This is a genomic window from Rahnella laticis (assembly GCF_015644585.1).
Taxonomy (GTDB): domain Bacteria; phylum Pseudomonadota; class Gammaproteobacteria; order Enterobacterales; family Enterobacteriaceae; genus Rahnella; species Rahnella laticis.
This window is the reverse complement of the sequence record NZ_JADOBI010000005.1, coordinates 66,811-84,026: the sequence shown is the minus strand read 5'-3', so window position 1 is coordinate 84,026 and position 17,216 is coordinate 66,811. Positions and strand designations below refer to the sequence as shown.

At 56.0% G+C, this 17,216-nt stretch carries 14 protein-coding genes; 8 read left to right on the top strand and 6 right to left on the bottom strand.

The window, feature by feature from the left end:
* The first annotated feature begins 23 nt into the window (after positions 1-23).
* Entirely contained in the window at positions 24-986 is a 963-nt protein-coding gene (flgL, locus tag IV433_RS12290; protein ID WP_195814613.1) for a flagellar hook-associated protein FlgL, read from the top strand.
* Between the two features lie 329 nt (positions 987-1,315).
* On the opposite strand, the gene IV433_RS12285 is transcribed toward flgL, so the two are convergent.
* From IV433_RS12285 to lsrR, 4 genes are all read right to left on the bottom strand, one after another.
* Complete coding sequence (locus IV433_RS12285) at positions 1,316-2,011, bottom strand: CidB/LrgB family autolysis modulator (protein ID WP_104922277.1); 696 nt, start codon at positions 2,009-2,011, stop codon at positions 1,316-1,318.
* Positions 2,004-2,408, bottom strand: coding sequence for a CidA/LrgA family protein (locus tag IV433_RS12280; protein ID WP_152326924.1), 405 nt, complete (start codon positions 2,406-2,408; stop codon positions 2,004-2,006). Before IV433_RS12280 ends, IV433_RS12285 begins: the two co-directional genes overlap by 8 nt.
* Before the next feature lie 965 nt (positions 2,409-3,373).
* On the bottom strand, positions 3,374-4,966 hold the full coding sequence (lsrK, locus tag IV433_RS12275) for an autoinducer-2 kinase (RefSeq protein WP_195814692.1): 1,593 nt from the start codon (positions 4,964-4,966) through the stop codon (positions 3,374-3,376).
* A 70-nt stretch (positions 4,967-5,036) separates the two neighbouring features.
* Positions 5,037-6,011 (bottom strand): transcriptional regulator LsrR, encoded by a 975-nt coding sequence (gene lsrR / locus IV433_RS12270; RefSeq protein ID WP_195814614.1) that lies wholly within the window; start codon positions 6,009-6,011, stop codon positions 5,037-5,039.
* Positions 6,012-6,242: 231 nt separating this feature from the next.
* Between lsrR and lsrA the strand changes: the two genes are divergently transcribed.
* From lsrA to lsrG, 6 genes are read left to right on the top strand one after another with little or no spacing between them, the layout of a single operon-like run.
* Positions 6,243-7,820 carry an autoinducer 2 ABC transporter ATP-binding protein LsrA gene (lsrA, locus tag IV433_RS12265; RefSeq protein WP_195814615.1) on the top strand — a complete coding sequence of 526 codons (1,578 nt, stop codon included), beginning with the start codon at positions 6,243-6,245 and terminating at the stop codon, positions 7,818-7,820.
* A complete protein-coding gene (lsrC, locus tag IV433_RS12260; RefSeq protein WP_195814616.1) occupies positions 7,814-8,890 on the top strand; it encodes an autoinducer 2 ABC transporter permease LsrC in 1,077 nt (358 codons plus the stop codon). The genes lsrA and lsrC overlap by 7 nt, the downstream gene beginning before the upstream one ends.
* Entirely contained in the window at positions 8,890-9,912 is a 1,023-nt protein-coding gene (gene lsrD, locus IV433_RS12255; protein WP_195814617.1) for an autoinducer 2 ABC transporter permease LsrD, read from the top strand. Before lsrC ends, lsrD begins: the two co-directional genes overlap by 1 nt.
* Before the next feature lie 25 nt (positions 9,913-9,937).
* Positions 9,938-10,942, top strand: coding sequence for an autoinducer 2 ABC transporter substrate-binding protein LsrB (gene lsrB / locus IV433_RS12250; RefSeq protein WP_370530262.1), 1,005 nt, complete (start codon positions 9,938-9,940; stop codon positions 10,940-10,942).
* Positions 10,943-10,974: 32 nt separating this feature from the next.
* On the top strand, positions 10,975-11,850 hold the full coding sequence (gene lsrF / locus IV433_RS12245; protein ID WP_152326930.1) for a 3-hydroxy-5-phosphonooxypentane-2,4-dione thiolase: 876 nt from the start codon (positions 10,975-10,977) through the stop codon (positions 11,848-11,850).
* Between the two features lie 3 nt (positions 11,851-11,853).
* Entirely contained in the window at positions 11,854-12,144 is a 291-nt protein-coding gene (gene lsrG, locus IV433_RS12240; RefSeq protein ID WP_195814619.1) for a (4S)-4-hydroxy-5-phosphonooxypentane-2,3-dione isomerase, read from the top strand.
* A gap of 767 nt (positions 12,145-12,911) precedes the next feature.
* Here lsrG and xylB read toward each other — a convergent pair.
* Positions 12,912-14,363 (bottom strand): xylulokinase, encoded by a 1,452-nt coding sequence (xylB, locus tag IV433_RS12235; protein WP_195814620.1) that lies wholly within the window; start codon positions 14,361-14,363, stop codon positions 12,912-12,914.
* 138 nt (positions 14,364-14,501) lie between these two features.
* On the bottom strand, positions 14,502-15,821 hold the full coding sequence (gene xylA, locus IV433_RS12230) for a xylose isomerase (RefSeq protein WP_195814621.1): 1,320 nt from the start codon (positions 15,819-15,821) through the stop codon (positions 14,502-14,504).
* Between the two features lie 383 nt (positions 15,822-16,204).
* Between xylA and xylF the strand changes: the two genes are divergently transcribed.
* Positions 16,205-17,197, top strand: a complete 993-nt coding sequence (gene xylF / locus IV433_RS12225) for a D-xylose ABC transporter substrate-binding protein (RefSeq protein ID WP_195814693.1) — start codon at positions 16,205-16,207, stop codon at positions 17,195-17,197.
* The last annotated feature ends 19 nt before the right edge of the window (positions 17,198-17,216 follow it).

Sequence of the window (17,216 nt, the reverse complement as noted above, 5' to 3'; positions counted from 1 at the left end):
TGAACTGATAAGGAACTGATGCCATGCGCCTTAGTACCAACATGATTTACGACCAGAACATGAACGCGGTGTTGGACGGTCAGAACCGTTTCCAGGCGACCGGTTTACAGCTGTCCACCGGCTCGAAAGTCAGCAAGCCTTCTGATGATCCGCTGGCTGCTTCACAGGCCGTACTGGTTCGTCAGGCACAGGCAGAAAACGCGCAGTATTCTGTGGCGCGTACCTTTGCCAACCAGAGCATGAGTCAGGAAGAATCGACGTTAAGCAGCGTGACATCCACCATTCAGGATGCGCAGACGCTGATCGTTCAGGCCGGTGACGGTTCCCTGAGCGACGACGACCGTTCCTCACTGGCCACCAAACTGGAAAGCCTGAAATCTCAGCTGCTGAACCTGGCAAACAGCACCGATGGTAATGGCCGTTACATTTTTGCCGGTTACAAAAGTGATACGCCGCCGTACACGCAGGACGCGACGACCGGTGCCGTAACCTATACCGGTGGCACGACGGCGCTGACCCAGCAGGTTGATGCCAGCCGCACCATGACCATCAGCCATACCGGCAATCAGGTTTTCGATTCCTTAACCGGTGATGCGAAAGCGGAACCCGATGGCTCTGCCAGCGAATCCGATATCTTCAAAACCATCGACGGTGCGCTGACTGCGCTGAAAACGCCTTCTGCGGATTACACGTCTGATACCGAATATTCAGATGCGATCGGCAAAGCCAACCGCGGGCTGAGCAACTCACTCAACAACGTGCTGTCTGTGCGTTCAGAGTTGGGTACTCAGATGAGCGAACTGGACAATCTGGATACGCTCGGGGATAACCGCGACGTGGCAAACTCGACCAAACTCAGTAATCTGGTCGATACCGAATGGACCTCCGCAATTTCGACGTACACGCTGCAACAGGTCGCGCTTCAGGCCTCTTACAAAACCTACAGTGCCATGCAGGGGATGTCCCTGTTCCAGATGAATTCGTAATTCTTCCGGCGCGTCACCTGACGCGCCCGCTTACTCTCTTCGTTATCGACTGCCGTCTGTGGCTAAAGCAGACACGCAGGCCCTTTTCTGATTGTACTTAAACCGGGTACCTTCAGCTTTGTATGTCGTCTTTCTAAGGTTGGGCGACATACATTTTTTCCTCTTCCTCTTCCTCTTCCTCTTCCTCTTCCTATTTCGCGCCGGGTCTGCGTTGGCTGCGTGTGCTCGCCCGAATCACTGACTTAATGTCAGCTCATCGGGACTTACACACTTGCCGCCTTGATCCGACACGGACTAGTTTGAGGAAACTTCGGTTCGGTTTGGCTACATTAATGTCCGAAAAGAGCGAGCAGGACGGGGAACAGGAAAGGGGCGAGGAGGGAGGTGATAATCCCGCAAATCACCAGCGCCAGCGAGCTGAACGCGCCTTCCTGATAATCCATTTCTGCGCAGCGGGCGGTGCCGAGTGCGTGAGAGGCGGTGCCCATCGCCAGACCGCGTGAGGCTTTGGTGGTGATCTTCAGCACGTTCAGAATGCTGTGGCCGAAGACTGCGCCCAGGATCCCGACAAAGATAACGCACACGGCGCTGATGGCCGGAATACCGTGAATGGATTGCGCGGTAGCCATCGCAATCGGCGTAGTGACGGATTTAGGCATTACTGACGCGGCAATTTCCGGCGTCGCCCCCATCCATAACGCAATCGCGGTCCCGGTGGTCATCGCCACGATGCTGCCGATAAAACAGATGCTGATGATGGATTTCCACCGCGCGCGGATCTGGTGCAGTTGCTCGTAAAGCGGAAACGCCAGCGCGACAACGGCGGGTTGCAGTAAATCGTTGAGAATTTTACTGCCGGCAAAATAGCGTGTGTAAGGGATATTCGTGACCAGCAGCAGAGGGATGATAATCACCATCGACATCAGCAGCGGATTGAGTAACGGCATTTTGAGTTTGATTGCCAGCTTGCGTGCGGCGAAAAACACCAGCAGCGTCAGCGGAAGTGACCACAGAATATCAATCATTTTTCTTCTCCGCCTTGTCAGTCACCGCACCGCGATCGCCATGAATATAGTGGGAACAATAGGCGACGACCAGCAACACAATAATCGTACTCACCAGACAAGACACCACCAGCGGACCGAACTGTGTCCGCAGCTGTTCGTAGTAATTCATCACCCCGACGCCGATGGGCACGAACAGCAACGCCATATAACGAATGAGAACATTGCAGCCCGGTTTGACCCATTTAAACGGCAGAATTTGCGTGGAAAGCAGCCCGAACAGGATCAGCATTCCGATGATGCTGCCGGGAATGGTGATCGGTAAAAGAGATGAAATCGCGTTCCCGGCGAACAGACAGAGGTATATCAGGATAAATGCCCGGATATAGTGAAAAGCCAGAGATAATGCGTTGTTCATAGTGATTTGCCCGCTTGAATGATGCATTCATCATACAATTAAGATGTGATCTGCGCCACATAACCAAGTATGAAATTTAGGAATGAAGTGTATTCCATCTGAGCGTTTAAGAAACGGGGAAAACGTGTTTGATTTTTGGGCTGGTAGCCCAACGCCCACAGTTTAAATGGGCATGGGGTAAGTTTCGGTTATTCACTTGCAGTGAAGGCTTTCAACTGATCGAGACAGTTTCGGTTTTTCAATTGCAGTGATCACTTAACGCGCTGCGCCGAAACCGACCAAAGAGGCCCAGGACGGGGCCTCTTTGGAATCTCCGCGTCTTTTTACAACCCGCGCTGCCGCTCGCTGGCTAAGTTTCAGCAGCCACAGCTATTGCCGCGAAAACTTGCCGCTGCGCGGTTCCTTCGTTTCGGTCTTCGAGCCCACGGTCTCGAAACACTCACTCAGCAAGCTTTCTGAATGCGGCCAATGGCTATGTAATTCAGCAAGCTTTCTGAAAGCGGCCACTGGCTTTTTTACCCTATTACAGTGGTTTGGTTTGCTCCTCCCCCTGCGAAGGGGGAGGTTGGGAGGGGGTTTAGCAGACCACTGAGCCGCTACAACCCACACCCCATCCCGGCCTTCCCCTCGTGAGAGGGGAAGGAGCAGACCAAAATTAGTGAGGTTGTGAACTAAAAAGCCTCTGGCCGCTTTCAAAAATCACGCCGAAAGGAGAGGTGAAAAACCGCGTATCTTTTCGCGCGGTTTGTAATCCGACTGAAGGGAACCGCGCAGCGGCGGGATTTTGCGGCAATAGCCGGAGTTGCTGAAACATACTTTACAAGCGGCAGCGCGCAGTTAAAAAGCGCGGGTGTCCAGAGGGCGCGCGCGTTAACGCGCCCTTTGGGCCAGTTTGGGCGGCGAGCCCAAGGTCTTGAATTTGTGGTTGTTTTAAGCCAGTTTGGGTGGCAACCCACCTTCAGGCATCACAACCCGGGTGCTTTCCACATCGATGTCGTCAGTTGCCTGTCAACAAGCCTCAGCTGGTCCGCGTACACTTCCTGCCAGTTGGCTTTCTGCACCAGATACTTCGCGTGGTTCGCCACGTCCGGCTGATATTCCCGTTCCCAGCGCACCAGCGCTTCTCCGGTGTCGGCCAGCGAGGAATAAACCCCTGCCGCGACACCGGCTGCAATCGCGCAGCCCAACGCGGTGGCTTCTTTCACGACCGGCACGTTAACCGGAACGCCGGTGACGTCACTCAGAATCTGACACCACAGTTTTCCTTTCGAACCGCCGCCGGAGAACACCAGCGATTTTGCGCGCACGCCGGAAAAGCGGGCGATCATATCCAGATTACAGGCCGAGACGATGGCGGCATTTTCCTCGAGCGCGCGGAACAGCGTCGGTTTGTTGCACTTTTCCGGGTCGATGGACAGATTGATAAACGACGGCGCGGCGTGATACCAGTTCTTGAAATGCATCGCATCGGAGAAGACCGGCGTCACGCCCCATGAACCCACCGGCACGCGCGCAGCCATGTCTTCGAGCAGGCTGTAAGCATCCACGCCCAGCCGTCCGGCGAGAGTTTTCTCTTCGGTGCAGAACGCATCGCGGAACCAGCGCATCGTCAGGCCGGTAAAGAAACTGATGGATTCGGCCTGCGCCATGCCGGGAATGACGTGCGGATTGACGCGGATGTTCATTTCCGGATCGGTGACCGGCTCCGGTAAATTCACAATCTGCTGCCAGAAAGTGCCGCCTAAAACGGCGGTCTGACCGGGGCGCACCAGCCCTAAACCGAGCGTACCGAGCTGGGCATCGCCGCCGCCCATGCCGACGGGGGTTCCGGCTTTCAGGCCGCTGAGTTCCGCTGCGCTGGCAGTGACATAGCCCAGACGCGTACCGGTTTCGGCGACGGGGGAAAGCATATCGGCGCGCAGCCCGGCCATGTCTAACAGCTCAGGCCGCCAGTTGCGGGTCGCCAGATCCAGCATGCCGGTGGTGCCGGCGTTAGACGGGTCAACCGCCAGCTCGCCACTGAGCATATAGGCCAGCCAGTCGCTGATCATGGTGACGGTTGCGGCCTGACGGTAAATATCTGGCCGATGGTGCGCCAGCCACAGCAGGCGCGGCATGGCGCTGAGCGCCAGCGTTTGGCCGGAGCATTCATACACTTCGCGTTCAAATTCGAAATCGTGGATTTCTTTCAGTTCGGAAACTTCACGACTGGCGCGGGCATCGACGTTAGCGCAGGCCCAGATCGGTTCGCCGGATTTATCATAAAGCACAATCCCTTCACGCATCGAACAGGCGGCGACGGCGCGGATGGCGGAGGCGGGGAGATGCGCTTCGTGCAGCGCCTGGCGGATACACTGGCAGGCCAGTTGCCAGTTTTTATGCAGATCAAACTCCATAGAGCCGGGCACATCCGGCAGCGCCAGATGGATCCATTCGGCCTGTCCGGCGGCAATCTGTTCGCCTTCGAGATTGAAAATCACCGCCCGGATACTGCCGGTACCGGCATCCAGCGCCATTAAATAGCTACGATCGTCGTCAGAGTTCAGGGTAGAGGTCATCGCTACGTTCTCTCGTGCCAGTTTATCGGGCACCGTTTACCTGACCGCCACACCCCTCACTCCCTGCGGGTCAGTCGAGCAACGCCAGCATGGCTCTTGCTGTGCTCTCTTCAGTAACCAGTGCGTTAATTCGTTTGCCTTTCAGCGCTGCGACGATAGCTTCGGCTTTCTCGACGCCGCCTGCCACGCCTAAAACGGTCGGAATACTGGCCAGATCGGCGGGGGCGACGGCGATCAGTTCATCGTGGATCGCCATGTTTTCCGCCAGCTCGCCGCTGCGCTGCATAAAGAAGCCGAGGATGTCGCCGACCGCGCCTTTGCGGCCAAATAACAACTGCTCCCCCTCGCTGATATAACCGGAGCGCAGGATCGTCGCTTCCTGTTTCTGGTTCAGCGAACCGATGCCGACCACCGCAATATCCGCCGCGCAGGCCGCCAGCATCACGTCATGAACATTGCGTTCCTGCCGGAAAATCGCCGCCACGCTGGCCGATGAGGCACGCAACGGCGCGGGAATAATGCTGACGCCGCAGGCCGCATCGAGCTGCCCGATGCCGGTCATATACGGGCCGACACCGCCGGAAAGCGTGACCATCCTGATCTGCTGCGAGGCGATAAAGCCGCTCAGATGTTGCAGCGTGCTCATGGCCGTTTCACCGAATCCGACCGCCAGCAGTTGTTCAGGTTTCAGCAACGTCATCAGCATATGCGCCGCGCCGACACCCAGACGGGCACTCAGCGAACCGTCGGCAAGCTGCGGCAGGACGCGGATCTGCTGCAAACCAAAACGTTCGAGCAGAGTGTTTTCCAGCGCCAGACACCCCTCAAACCGCGAGTTGATTTGCACGCGGATCACCCCGGATTGCCGGCCTTTTTCCAGCAGACGCGACACTTTCAGCCGCGTCAGGCCAAGTCGTTCACCAATCTCATTCTGGGTCAGACCGTCGTGGTAATAGAACCAGGCGGTGCGCGCCAGCAGTTCCTCTTCGCCCATGCTGAATTCCGGATGGTTAGTCAGATCAGAAAGCGTTGTCTTATCATTCATAGTGAACACTTATCAAAATGTAGATCAATTGTTCGTTAACGAAATGTTGTTAACTGTGATGTGTTTGGCAAATTCCAAATGAATTCTGGTCGAATCATATCGCAGACTCTATGAGTTGAACAAACTGTGATCAGCGCAAAAGTTTTCCTCAGCGTGTCAGACTAGGTTTATGAACAATGTTAAATGATAAATACATTTGTTCATTAAATGTATCTGGCCTGAGGTTGATGTATGCAACACAGCGAGCATTCAGCACATTCCCCGATATCTGCCGCGCCACTGCTGGAAGTGAGCGGTGTCAGTAAAAGCTTTTCCGGCGTGGCGGTGCTGAAAGATATCGATTTCAGCCTGCAACGCGGCGAAGTGCATGCGCTGCTCGGCGGCAATGGCGCGGGGAAATCCACGCTGATGAAAATCATTGCCGGTGTTGAAACCGCAGACTGCGGCAGGATGCTGTTAAACGGTGAACCGCTGCTGGCACGCTCGCCTGCGAAAGCGCATCAGGCCGGAATTTATCTGGTGCCGCAGGAACCGATGCTATTTCCCAGCCTGACCGTGCGCGAAAACATCCTCTTCCGTTTACCGGCGCACCAGAACAGCGAGAAAAAGCTGCAAAAAACCCTGACGGAGCTGGGCTGCAATCTGCCGCTCGGCGCACTGGCGGGCACATTAGAAGTCGCCGATCAGCAACTGGTGGAAATCCTCCGCGGCCTGATGCGCGACGCCCGTCTGCTGATCCTCGATGAACCGACGGCCTCGCTGACACCGGCGGAATCCGCCCGCTTATTCACTCAGGTTCGTCATCTGACGGCGGGCGGCGTGGGCGTGGTGTTTATCTCGCACAAACTGCCTGAGATCCGCGCCATCAGTGACCGCGTCAGCGTTATGCGCGACGGAAAAATTGCCCTGAGCGGGACGCTCACAGAGCTGGATAACGACGCCTTAATTCGTGCCATCACGCCGCACACGCAGGACGCCGCCTTACCGGCGGAACAAAAACTGTGGCTGGATTTACCCGGACCGCGTCGCCACGCGCCGGCAGGAAACCGGGTGGGGCGCGAGCCGGCTTTACAGGTGCTGAACCTCACGGGTGAAGGGTTTATCAATATTTCATTTAGCGCCCGCGCCGGGGAAATCGTCGGGCTGGCAGGTGTTGTGGGCGCAGGGCGCACCGAACTGGCGGAAACGCTGTACGGCCTGCGTGATGCCCAAAGTGGTCAGGTGCTTCTGATGCAGCAAGACATCAGCGCGCTGAACACCGTGCAACGCCTGAAAAAGGGGCTGGTCTATCTGCCGGAAGACCGGCAGGCGTCCGGCTTATACCTCGATGCGCCGCTGAGCTGGAACACCACGTCGCTGACGTTTAACCGGCAAAGCTGGTGGCTGAATATCAAACGTGAGGCGGCGGTACTGGAGCGTTATCACCGTGCGCTGGGCATTAAATACCGCGACGGCGCACAAACGGCGCGCACGCTCTCCGGCGGGAATCAGCAAAAACTGCTCATTGCCAAATGTCTGGAAGCGCAACCGGCAGTGCTGATTGTCGATGAACCGACGCGCGGCGTAGATGTTGCCGCCCGCGCCGACATCTATCAGCTGCTGCGAAACGTCGTGGAACAGAACGTCGCGGTCATTCTGATTTCATCGGATCTGGACGAAATAGAAGGGCTGGCCGACCGCGTTTTCGTCATGCATCAGGGCGAAATGAGTGGCGAATTGCAGGGCAGTGAAATCAACGTCAACAACATCATGCACATTGCTTTTGGCAATCATCCCCAGACGGCCAATACCGGAGGAACCTCATGCTGAAGCGGATCCAAAACAACCGCGAACTGACCGCGCTGATGGCGATTATTGCGCTGTTTGCGCTGCTCGGCGTGATGGACAGCCAGTCGTTCAGCTTCCAGACGCTGAGCATGATTTTCGGCAGCGCGCAGATCCTGATGCTGCTGGCGATGGGCGCGACGCTGGTCATGCTGACGCGCAACATTGACGTCTCGGTCGGTTCCATCACCGGCCTTTGCGCGGTAACACTCGGCGTTTTGCTCAACAGCGGCGTTGACCTGACGCTGGCATGCTTACTGACACTCGGCACCGGTTTGCTGGCGGGATTGTTCAACGGCGTGCTGGTCGCCTGGCTGCGCATTCCGGCGATTGTCGCCACCCTGGGGACGCTCGGTTTATACCGCGGCCTGATGTTGCTCATGACCGGCGGCAAATGGATTGAAGGCTTACCCGCCGGGCTGAAATCCCTGTCGGCTCCGGTGTTTCTTAACATCTCCGCGCTCGGCTGGCTGGTGATTGTTCTGCTGGTGGCGATGTTCTGGGTGCTCAGCCGGACGGCGTTTGGCCGCAGCTTTTACGCGGTGGGCGATAACTTACAGGGCGCACGCCAGCTCGGCGTGGCGGTGAACCGGGTGCGCATTCTCGCGTTTGGCATCAACGGCGTGATGGCTGCCATTGCCGGAATAGTTTTTGCCTCACAAATCGGTTTCGTGCCTAACCAGACCGGCAGCGGGCTGGAGATGAAAGCCATCGCGGCCTGCGTGCTGGGCGGGATCAGCCTGCTCGGCGGCACCGGTTCCCTGCTTGGCGCGGTGCTGGGCGCGTGTTTCCTGACGCAAATCGACAGCGTTCTGGTGTTGCTGCGCCTCCCTGCGTGGTGGAACGACTTCATCGCCGGACTGGTATTGCTCGGCGTTCTGGTACTCGACGGACGGTTGCGGCAGGCGTTGCAGAAAAACCTGCGCCGTCAGAAATATGCCCGTTTTCTGGCCGCCAGCCCGCCGGTGCAGAAGAAATCTGCCGGACATAAAAGCCCGCAGCCGAAAAATCTCACACGCCGGTTAAGCACCGGTAAAAAAAGCGGGGTGATGTGATGAATTCCTTACGCAACTACGGCTGGGAAGCGGCATTGCTGGCGCTGCTGATCGTTGAAATTGCGCTGTTCGGCATCGCAAACCCGCGCATGCTGGATGCCAGTACGCTGCTGTTCAGCACCAGTGACTTCATCACCATCGGCATTGTGGCGCTGCCGCTAACGCTGGTGATTGTCAGCGGGGGTATTGATATTTCGTTCGGTTCGACCATCGGATTGTGTGCCATCGCGCTGGGCGTGTTGTGTCAGGTGGGGGTTCCGCTGGCGTTCGCCATCATTCTGACGCTGGCGCTCGGTCTGGCCTGCGGCCTGCTCAATGCGGCACTCATTCTCTATACCGGCGTCAATCCGCTGGTGATTACCCTCGGCACGCTGTACCTGTTTGGCGGCAGCGCATTGTTGCTTTCCGGGCTGGCGGGCGCGACCGGTTTTGAAGGCATCGGTAACTTCCCGGAGGCGTTTACGAATTTTGCGAATCAGGTGATTTTCGGCCTGCCGATGCCTCTGCTGATTTTCCTGCTCGCCACGCTGTTTTTCTGGCTGCTGATGCACCGCAGCCGCACCGGCCGCAACGTTTTTCTGATCGGCCAGAATGCCCGCGTGGCGCGTTACGGCGCGTTGCCGGTCAGCCGCACGGCGTTTGCGTTATACGGCATGACCGGGCTGGCGTCGGCGGTGGCGGCGATCATCATGACCTCCTATTTCGGTTCCGCGCGCTCTGATCTCGGCGTCTCCTTGCTGATGCCCGCGATCACCGCCGTGGTGTTAGGCGGAGCCAATATTTACGGCGGTTCAGGTTCAATTCTCGGCACGGCGCTGGCGACGCTGCTGATCGGGTACTTACAGCAGGGTTTACAGATGGTCGGCGTATCCAGCCAGGTATCCAGCGCGCTTTCGGGTGCGCTGCTGATTCTGGTGGTGATTGGCCGTTCTGCCAGCCTTAACCGTGGTCTTATCCGCAGTGTTTTCCAGCGTTATCGCCAGCGCGGGTCTGCGTCTTCTCCTTCTTTATCCACCAAATGAACCGGGGTGCAAGATGAAAACAAAAATGCTGAAAACCATGCTGATTGCCAGCGCTGTGAGCCTTGCGTGCCTGAGCGCGCAGGCCGCCGAACGTATCGCGTTTATCCCGAAACTGGTGGGTGTCGGCTATTTCACCAGCGGCGGTAATGGCGCAACGGCGGCGGGCAAAGCGCTGGGCGTGGATGTGACTTACGACGGCCCGACCGAACCGAGCGTGTCCGGTCAGGTGCAGATGATCAATAACTTCGTCAATCAGGGCTACAACGCCATTGTGGTGGCGGCGGTTTCTCCGGACGGCCTGTGCCCGGCGCTCAAACGCGCCATGCAGCGTGGCGTCAAAGTGCTGACCTGGGATTCCGACACCAAACCGGAATGCCGCTCGATTTACATCAATCAGGGCACACCGCAACAGCTCGGCTCAATGCTGGTCGATATGACCTCCAGCCAGGTCACCAAAGAAAAAGCCAAAGTGGCGTTCTTCTACTCCAGCCCGACGGTCACCGACCAGAACCAGTGGGTGAAAGAGGCGAAAGCCAAAATCGCCAAAGAGCATCCGGGCTGGGAAGTGGTGACCACGCAGTATGGCTATAACGACGCCACTAAATCACTGCAAACCGCTGAAGGGATCCTCAAATCTTACGGCGATCTGGACGCCATTATTGCGCCGGATGCCAATGCATTACCGGCCGCCGCGCAGGCGGCAGAAAACCTCAAACGCACCAATGTGGCCATCGTTGGTTTCAGCACGCCAAATGTTATGCGCCCTTACGTTGAGCGCGGCACGGTGAAACAGTTCGGCCTGTGGGACGTGGTCAGCCAGGGCAAAATTTCGGTTTACGTCGCCGATCAGTTACTGAAAAAAGGCGAACTCAACGTGGGTGACAAGCTGGATGTGCCGGGCGTCGGGGCGGTGGAAGTGGTGCCGAACAGCGTGCAGGGCTACCAGTATGAGGCCAAAGGCAACGGCATCGTGTTGCTGCCGGAACGCGTGGTCTTCACCAAAGACAACATTGCGAAATACGATTTCTGACGATAACGGTTTGCAGCTAAGGAGATACTGAAATGGCAGATTTGGACGATATCAGAGACGGTAAAAACTTCGGCATCGGTACGCCGCAGGATAACCATGCGTTTTTCCTCAAGGGCAGCGGACAGCTCGACTGGGGAATGCAGTCGCGGCTGGCGCGGATTTTTAATCCGGATTCCGGCCGGACCGTCATGCTGGCGTTTGACCACGGTTATTTTCAGGGGCCGACCACCGGCCTTGAGCGTATCGACATCAACATTGCGCCGCTGTTCCCACATACCGACGTGCTGATGTGTACCCGCGGCGTGCTGCGCAGCGTGGTACCCGCCGCCATCAATAAACCGATCGTGATGCGCGCCTCTGGCGGCAATTCGATCCTGACTGAGCTTTCCAACGAAACGGTGGCCGTCGCCATCGAAGACGCGCTGCGCCTGAACGTTGCCGCGATGGCCGCGCAGGTTTACATCGGCAGCGAACATGAACATCAGTCGATCAAGAACATCATTCAGCTGGTGGATCAGGGGATGCGTTACGGCATGCCGACGATGGCGGTGACCGGCGTCGGCAAAGACATGGCGCGCGACCAGCGTTATTTCTCGCTGGCAACGCGCATTGCGGCAGAAATGGGCGCGAACATCATCAAAACTTACTACGTGGATAGCGGTTTCGAACGCATCGCCGCTGGTTGTCCGGTACCGATTGTGATTGCCGGAGGCAAGAAACTGCCGGAACGCGAGGCACTGGAAATGTGCTATCAGGCCATCGATCAGGGTGCATCGGGTGTGGATATGGGCCGCAACATCTTCCAGTCTGAATCGCCGGTCGCCATGCTGCACGCGGTCAAAGCGGTGGTGCATGAAAACGCCAGCGTGGCGCATGCCTACGAGCTGTTCCTGAGTGAAAAGGGGTAAATCATGGAAGTGACGCTGGTTGAGATTAATGTGAAGCCGGACAAAATTGACGAGTTCCTCGAAGTATTCCACGCCAATCATCTGGGCGCGGTAAAAGAAGAGGGCAACCTGCGGTTTGACGTGTTGCAGGATGAACACGAACCGACAAAGTTCTTCATCTACGAAGCCTACCGGGATAACGAAGCGGTGCTTGCGCACAAGAAAACACCACATTATCTCAAATGCGTTGAGGCGCTGGAGGAGATCATGACAGGGCCACGGAGGAAAACCGTGTTTAAGGGGGTCTACCCGTAGGGATTTTTGATTTCAAATTTTGGTTTTAAATTCAAAATCAAGCCCAAGACCTTGGGCTCGCCGCCCAAACTGGCCCAAAGGGCGCGTTAACGCGCGCGCCCTCTGGACACCCGCGCTTTTTAACTGCGCGCTACCGCTCGCTGGCTATTTTCCAGCGGCTCCGGCTATTGCCGCAAAATCCCGCCGCTGCGCGGTTCCTTCCAGTCTGATTACAAACCGCGCGAAAAAATACGCGGTTTTCCACCTCTCCTTTCAGCGTGATTTTTGAAAGCGGCCAGAGGCTTTTTAGTTCACAACCTCACTAATTTTGGTCTGCTCCTTCCCCTCTCACGAGGGGAATGCCGGGATGGGGTGTGGGTTGTAGCGGCTCAGTTGTCTGCTAAACCCCCTCCCAACCTCCCCCTTCGCAGGAGGAGGAGCAAACCAAACCACTGTAGTAGGGTAAAAAAGCCAGTGGCCGCTTTCAGAAAGCTTGCTGAATTACATAGCCATTGGCCGCATTCAGAAAGCTTGCTGAGTGAGTGTTTCGAGACCGTGGGCTCGAAGACCGAAACGAAGGAACCGCGCAGCGGCAAGTTTTCGCGGCAATAGCCGGAGCCGCTGGAAAATAGCCAGCGAGCGATAGCGCGCAGTTAGAAAGACGCGGAGATTCCAAAGAGGCCCCGTCCAGGGCCTCTTTGGTCGGTTTCGGCGCGAGCCGCTGAGTGATCACTACAATTGAAAAACCGAAATATTCTCGGTCAGAGCCCCCGATGGCTAATCGGAAATCACATCAGCCCCTCGAGCCTCACATATAACTCCCTGAAGACTTCGCGTCGCGCGAGGTATTCTGTGTGCTTCATCATGTCCGGCTCATGAACCTGCTCCAGCGGTAACGGTGGTAAAAAATCTGCCAGCGGTCTGCGGGCATTCACGGCGATCTGCGCCAGTCTCGCGGCCCCAAGTGCCGGGCCGACATCTCCGCCGGTACGGTATTCCAGCGTTTCACCGCTGATGTCTGCCAGCATCTGCCGCCAGTAAGGGCTGCGTGCGCCGCCGCCAATCAGGGTAATGCTGTGCGGTTTCAGGCCGGTGGCGTGAAGCACATCCATGCCGTCGGCCAGCGCAAAGCCGACGCCTTCCAGTACGGCGCGGGCGATATCCGCCGGGCCGTGCTCATGCGTCAGGCCAAACAGCGTGCCTTTGGCATTCGGATTGTTGTGCGGTGTGCGTTCACCGGAAAGATACGGCAGGAACCAGACCGGGGAAGCGGCATGGGGAGTTTTTTCGGCGAGGCTGATGAGTTCCCCCACGGAGGCGGTGCCGGTGAGTTTTGCTGCCCAGTCCAGACAGGACGCGGCGCTGAGCATCACGGACATCAGGTGCCAGGTATCGGGCAGGGCATGGCAGAAACTGTGGACGGCCTGCTGCGGATTACTGAGAAAACCGTCGCTGACCGCGAAGTAAACGCCGGATGTGCCCAGCGAAAGCATGGCTTGCCCGGTTTTATACAGCCCGACGCCCACCGCGCCCGCTGCATTATCGCCACCGCCAGCAATCACCGGTACGGAATCCATTTTCCAGCGTGAGGCGAGTTCCGGTAACAAGTGGCCGGTGATCTGATTGCCTTCAAACAGCGCGGGCATGTGCTCACGCGTGAGGCCGGTGGCGGCCAGCAACGTTTCGCTCCAGTCGCGTTTTGCGACGTCCAGCCACATTGTGCCCGCCGCGTCTGACATATCGCTGGCGAAAACGCCGGTCATCAGCCAGCGCAGATAATCTTTGGGTAATAAGACCTTATCGATTTTCGCAAATAATTCAGGTTCATTCTCACGCAGCCAAAGCAACTTCGGCGCGGTAAAACCCGGCATCATCAGGTTGCCGGTGATCTGGCGTGAATCGGGGACGGTTTTTTCCAGCGTTTCGCACTGGCTGAAGCTGCGGCCATCGTTCCATAAAATCGCCGGACGTAAAACCTGCTGATGAGCATCAAGCACCGTGGCACCGTGCATCTGGCCGGTCAGGCCGAGAGCTTTGACATCTTTGAGCGCGTGTTTTTTGGCAAGTGCAGTCACCGCTTTATCCGTCGCGGCCCACCAGTCGGCAGGATTTTGTTCAGACCATAACGGGTGCGGACGGGAAAGGGTTAACGCCTCACTGTGGCTGGCAACAACCTGACCTTCTTCGCTGAGTAAAATGGCTTTCACGCCTGAGGTGCCCAGATCTATACCAAGATACATACATTTTCCTTTTTCCTGCTCCACGCAGGGCGGTGATGACACCACGGCGCGCGGGAGAAGGTTGATGGGTTAACCCGTTTCCTGAACGTTCAACGCCCTGCAAACCTCGGGCCGCAGGGCGTTTTCCATCCTGATAAATTAACCAAACAGATAACGGTTAACCAGGTTTTCCAGACGTTCCTGCTGGCCGCTCTGATGCTGCGGCGCTAACGCATGTTGCTGCGCGTAGTTGCTCAGGGATTCCAGCGACATTTTACCTTGCAGGATCTGCTGACCGAACTCGGTATTCCAGCCCGCGTAACGTTGTGCGACGTGTTTATCCAGCTCGCGACTTTCAATCATACGGGCAGCGACTTTAAGCGCCAGCGCCATGGTATCCATGCCGCCGATATGGCCGTAGAACAGGTCATATTTGTCGGTGCTCTGACGGCGTACTTTGGAATCGAAGTTCAGGCCACCGGTGGTGAAGCCGCCCGCTTTGATGATTTCATACATCACCAGCGCGTTTTCTTCGACGCTGTTCGGGAACTGGTCGGTATCCCAGCCGCACTGCGGGTCGCCACGGTTGGCATCCACGGAACCGAAGATCCCCAGCGCAATTGCATTGGCAATTTCATGATGGAAAGAGTGGCCCGCCAGCGTGGCGTGGTTAGCTTCGATATTCACTTTGATCTCTTTTTCCAGACCAAATTGTTTCAGGAATCCGTATACAGAAGCCACGTCATAATCGTACTGATGTTTGGTGGGTTCCTGCGGTTTTGGTTCGATAAGCAACGTGCCCTGGAAACCGATTTTATGTTTGTGTTCAACGACCATTTGCATGAAACGGCCAAGCTGTTCGCGTTCCTGGCGCAGGTCAGTGTTGAGCAGGGTTTCGTAACCTTCACGGCCACCCCACAACACATAGTTTTCGCCGCCCAGTTGTTGGGTGGCGTTCATCGCGTGAACCACCTGTGTGGCTGCCCAGCTGTAGATTTCCGGATTGGGATTGGTGGCCGCACCTGCGCCGTAGCGGGGGTTGGTGAAGCAGTTTGCCGTGCCCCACAACAGTTTCACGCCGCTCGATTCCTGCTTTTGCGCCAGAACGTCGGTCATGATGGCGAAGTTATTAATGTATTCTTTGACCGTTGCGCCTTCCGGCGAGACATCGACATCGTGGAAGCAGTAGTAAGGGACGTTCAGTTTTTTGAAGAATTCGAAAGCCACGTCGGCTTTGCGTTTTGCCAGTTCCAGCGCATCACCGGGTTGTTGCCACGGGCGGTCAAAAGCGCCCACGCCGAACATATCGTTACCATTCCAGCAGAATGTGTGCCAGTAACACGCCGCAAAACGCAGATGCTCAGCCATGGTTTTGCCGAGGATCACTTCTTCAGGGTTGTAATGACGGAATGCCAGCGGGTTAGTGCTGTTAGCACCTTCGTAGCGAACGGCGTCGAGCTTGTCGAAATATGCGTGCATTGAATAACTCCTTGAAAACGGGCCCAGCGGGACTGGGAGGCTGAGCTTCTATCTTCGGAGTTGATGGCGTTTCTCACAATTACGTTATTTCACACTCAAATTAATAGAATTATTAAGTGTGCGTCAGATCGCATAAATAAGCCGTTCTGTTTAGCGTTTTTATTCGTTCTCCATGATGCCTCGAGAATAATTGCACTTATGTTGTGCTTATTACAATCAAACCATGATCCCCATCATAATTCCGAGAATAAACAAAAAAACATAACGCAGTGATTAAAATCTGCAATTGCCGATTAATAACCCAGCGTCAACAATCCTTGTGTCATTTCTGTACGAGTTTCTCTGTATCTGCCGCTTCTTATTCTTATAAAAGGTCTGACATGATGAAAATGAATAAAATAATTCTTTCTGCCTGTGCCGCTTTAGTATTGTTCAGCCAGTCAGGGCTCGCGAAAGAAATTAAAATTGGTATGGCAATTGATGACTTACGTTTAGAGCGCTGGCAAAAAGACCGCGATATTTTTGTGGCTAAAGCTAAAACGCTGGGCGCGGATGTTTTTGTTCAGTCTGCCAATGGTAATGAAGAAACACAGATGGCGCAGATCGAGAACATGATAAACCGGGGCGTCGATGTGCTGGTCATCATTCCCTATAACGGCGAAGTGCTGAGCAACGTGATAGCCGAAGCCAAGCGTGAAGGCATCAAAGTGCTGGCCTACGACCGCATGATCAACAACGCGGATATCGATTTTTATATCTCGTTTGATAACGAAAAAGTGGGTGAGCTTCAGGCGCAAAGCCTGGTAGACCGCGTGCCGCAGGGCAATTACTTCCTGATGGGCGGGTCGCCGGTGGATAACAACGCCAAGCTGTTCCGCGCCGGGCAAATGAAAGTGCTGAACCCGTTAATCAAAGACGGAAAGATCAAAGTGGTCGGCGATCAGTGGGCTGACGGCTGGCTGCCGGAGAATGCGCTGAAGATCATGGAAAACGCGCTGACGGCCAATAACAACAAGATTGATGCGGTTGTGGCGTCCAACGATGCCACGGCGGGCGGTGCGGTGCAGGCCTTATCCGCACAGGGTCTGGCGGGCAAAGTCGCCATTTCCGGGCAGGACGCGGATCTGGCCGCCATCAAACGTATCGAAGCCGGCACACAGACCATGACGGTGTATAAACCCATCACGAAACTGGCCAACGATGCGGCGGAAATTGCTGTTCAGTTAGGCAAGGGGGAAACACCAAAGTCTAACGCCACGTTAAATAACGGTAAAAAAGAAGTCCCTTCTTATTTATTAACACCGATTCAGGTCGATAAAAATAATATCGAAAGTACCGTGGTGGCTGACGGATTCCATAAAAAATCCGACCTTTAATTTTTCAATATTTTCTATG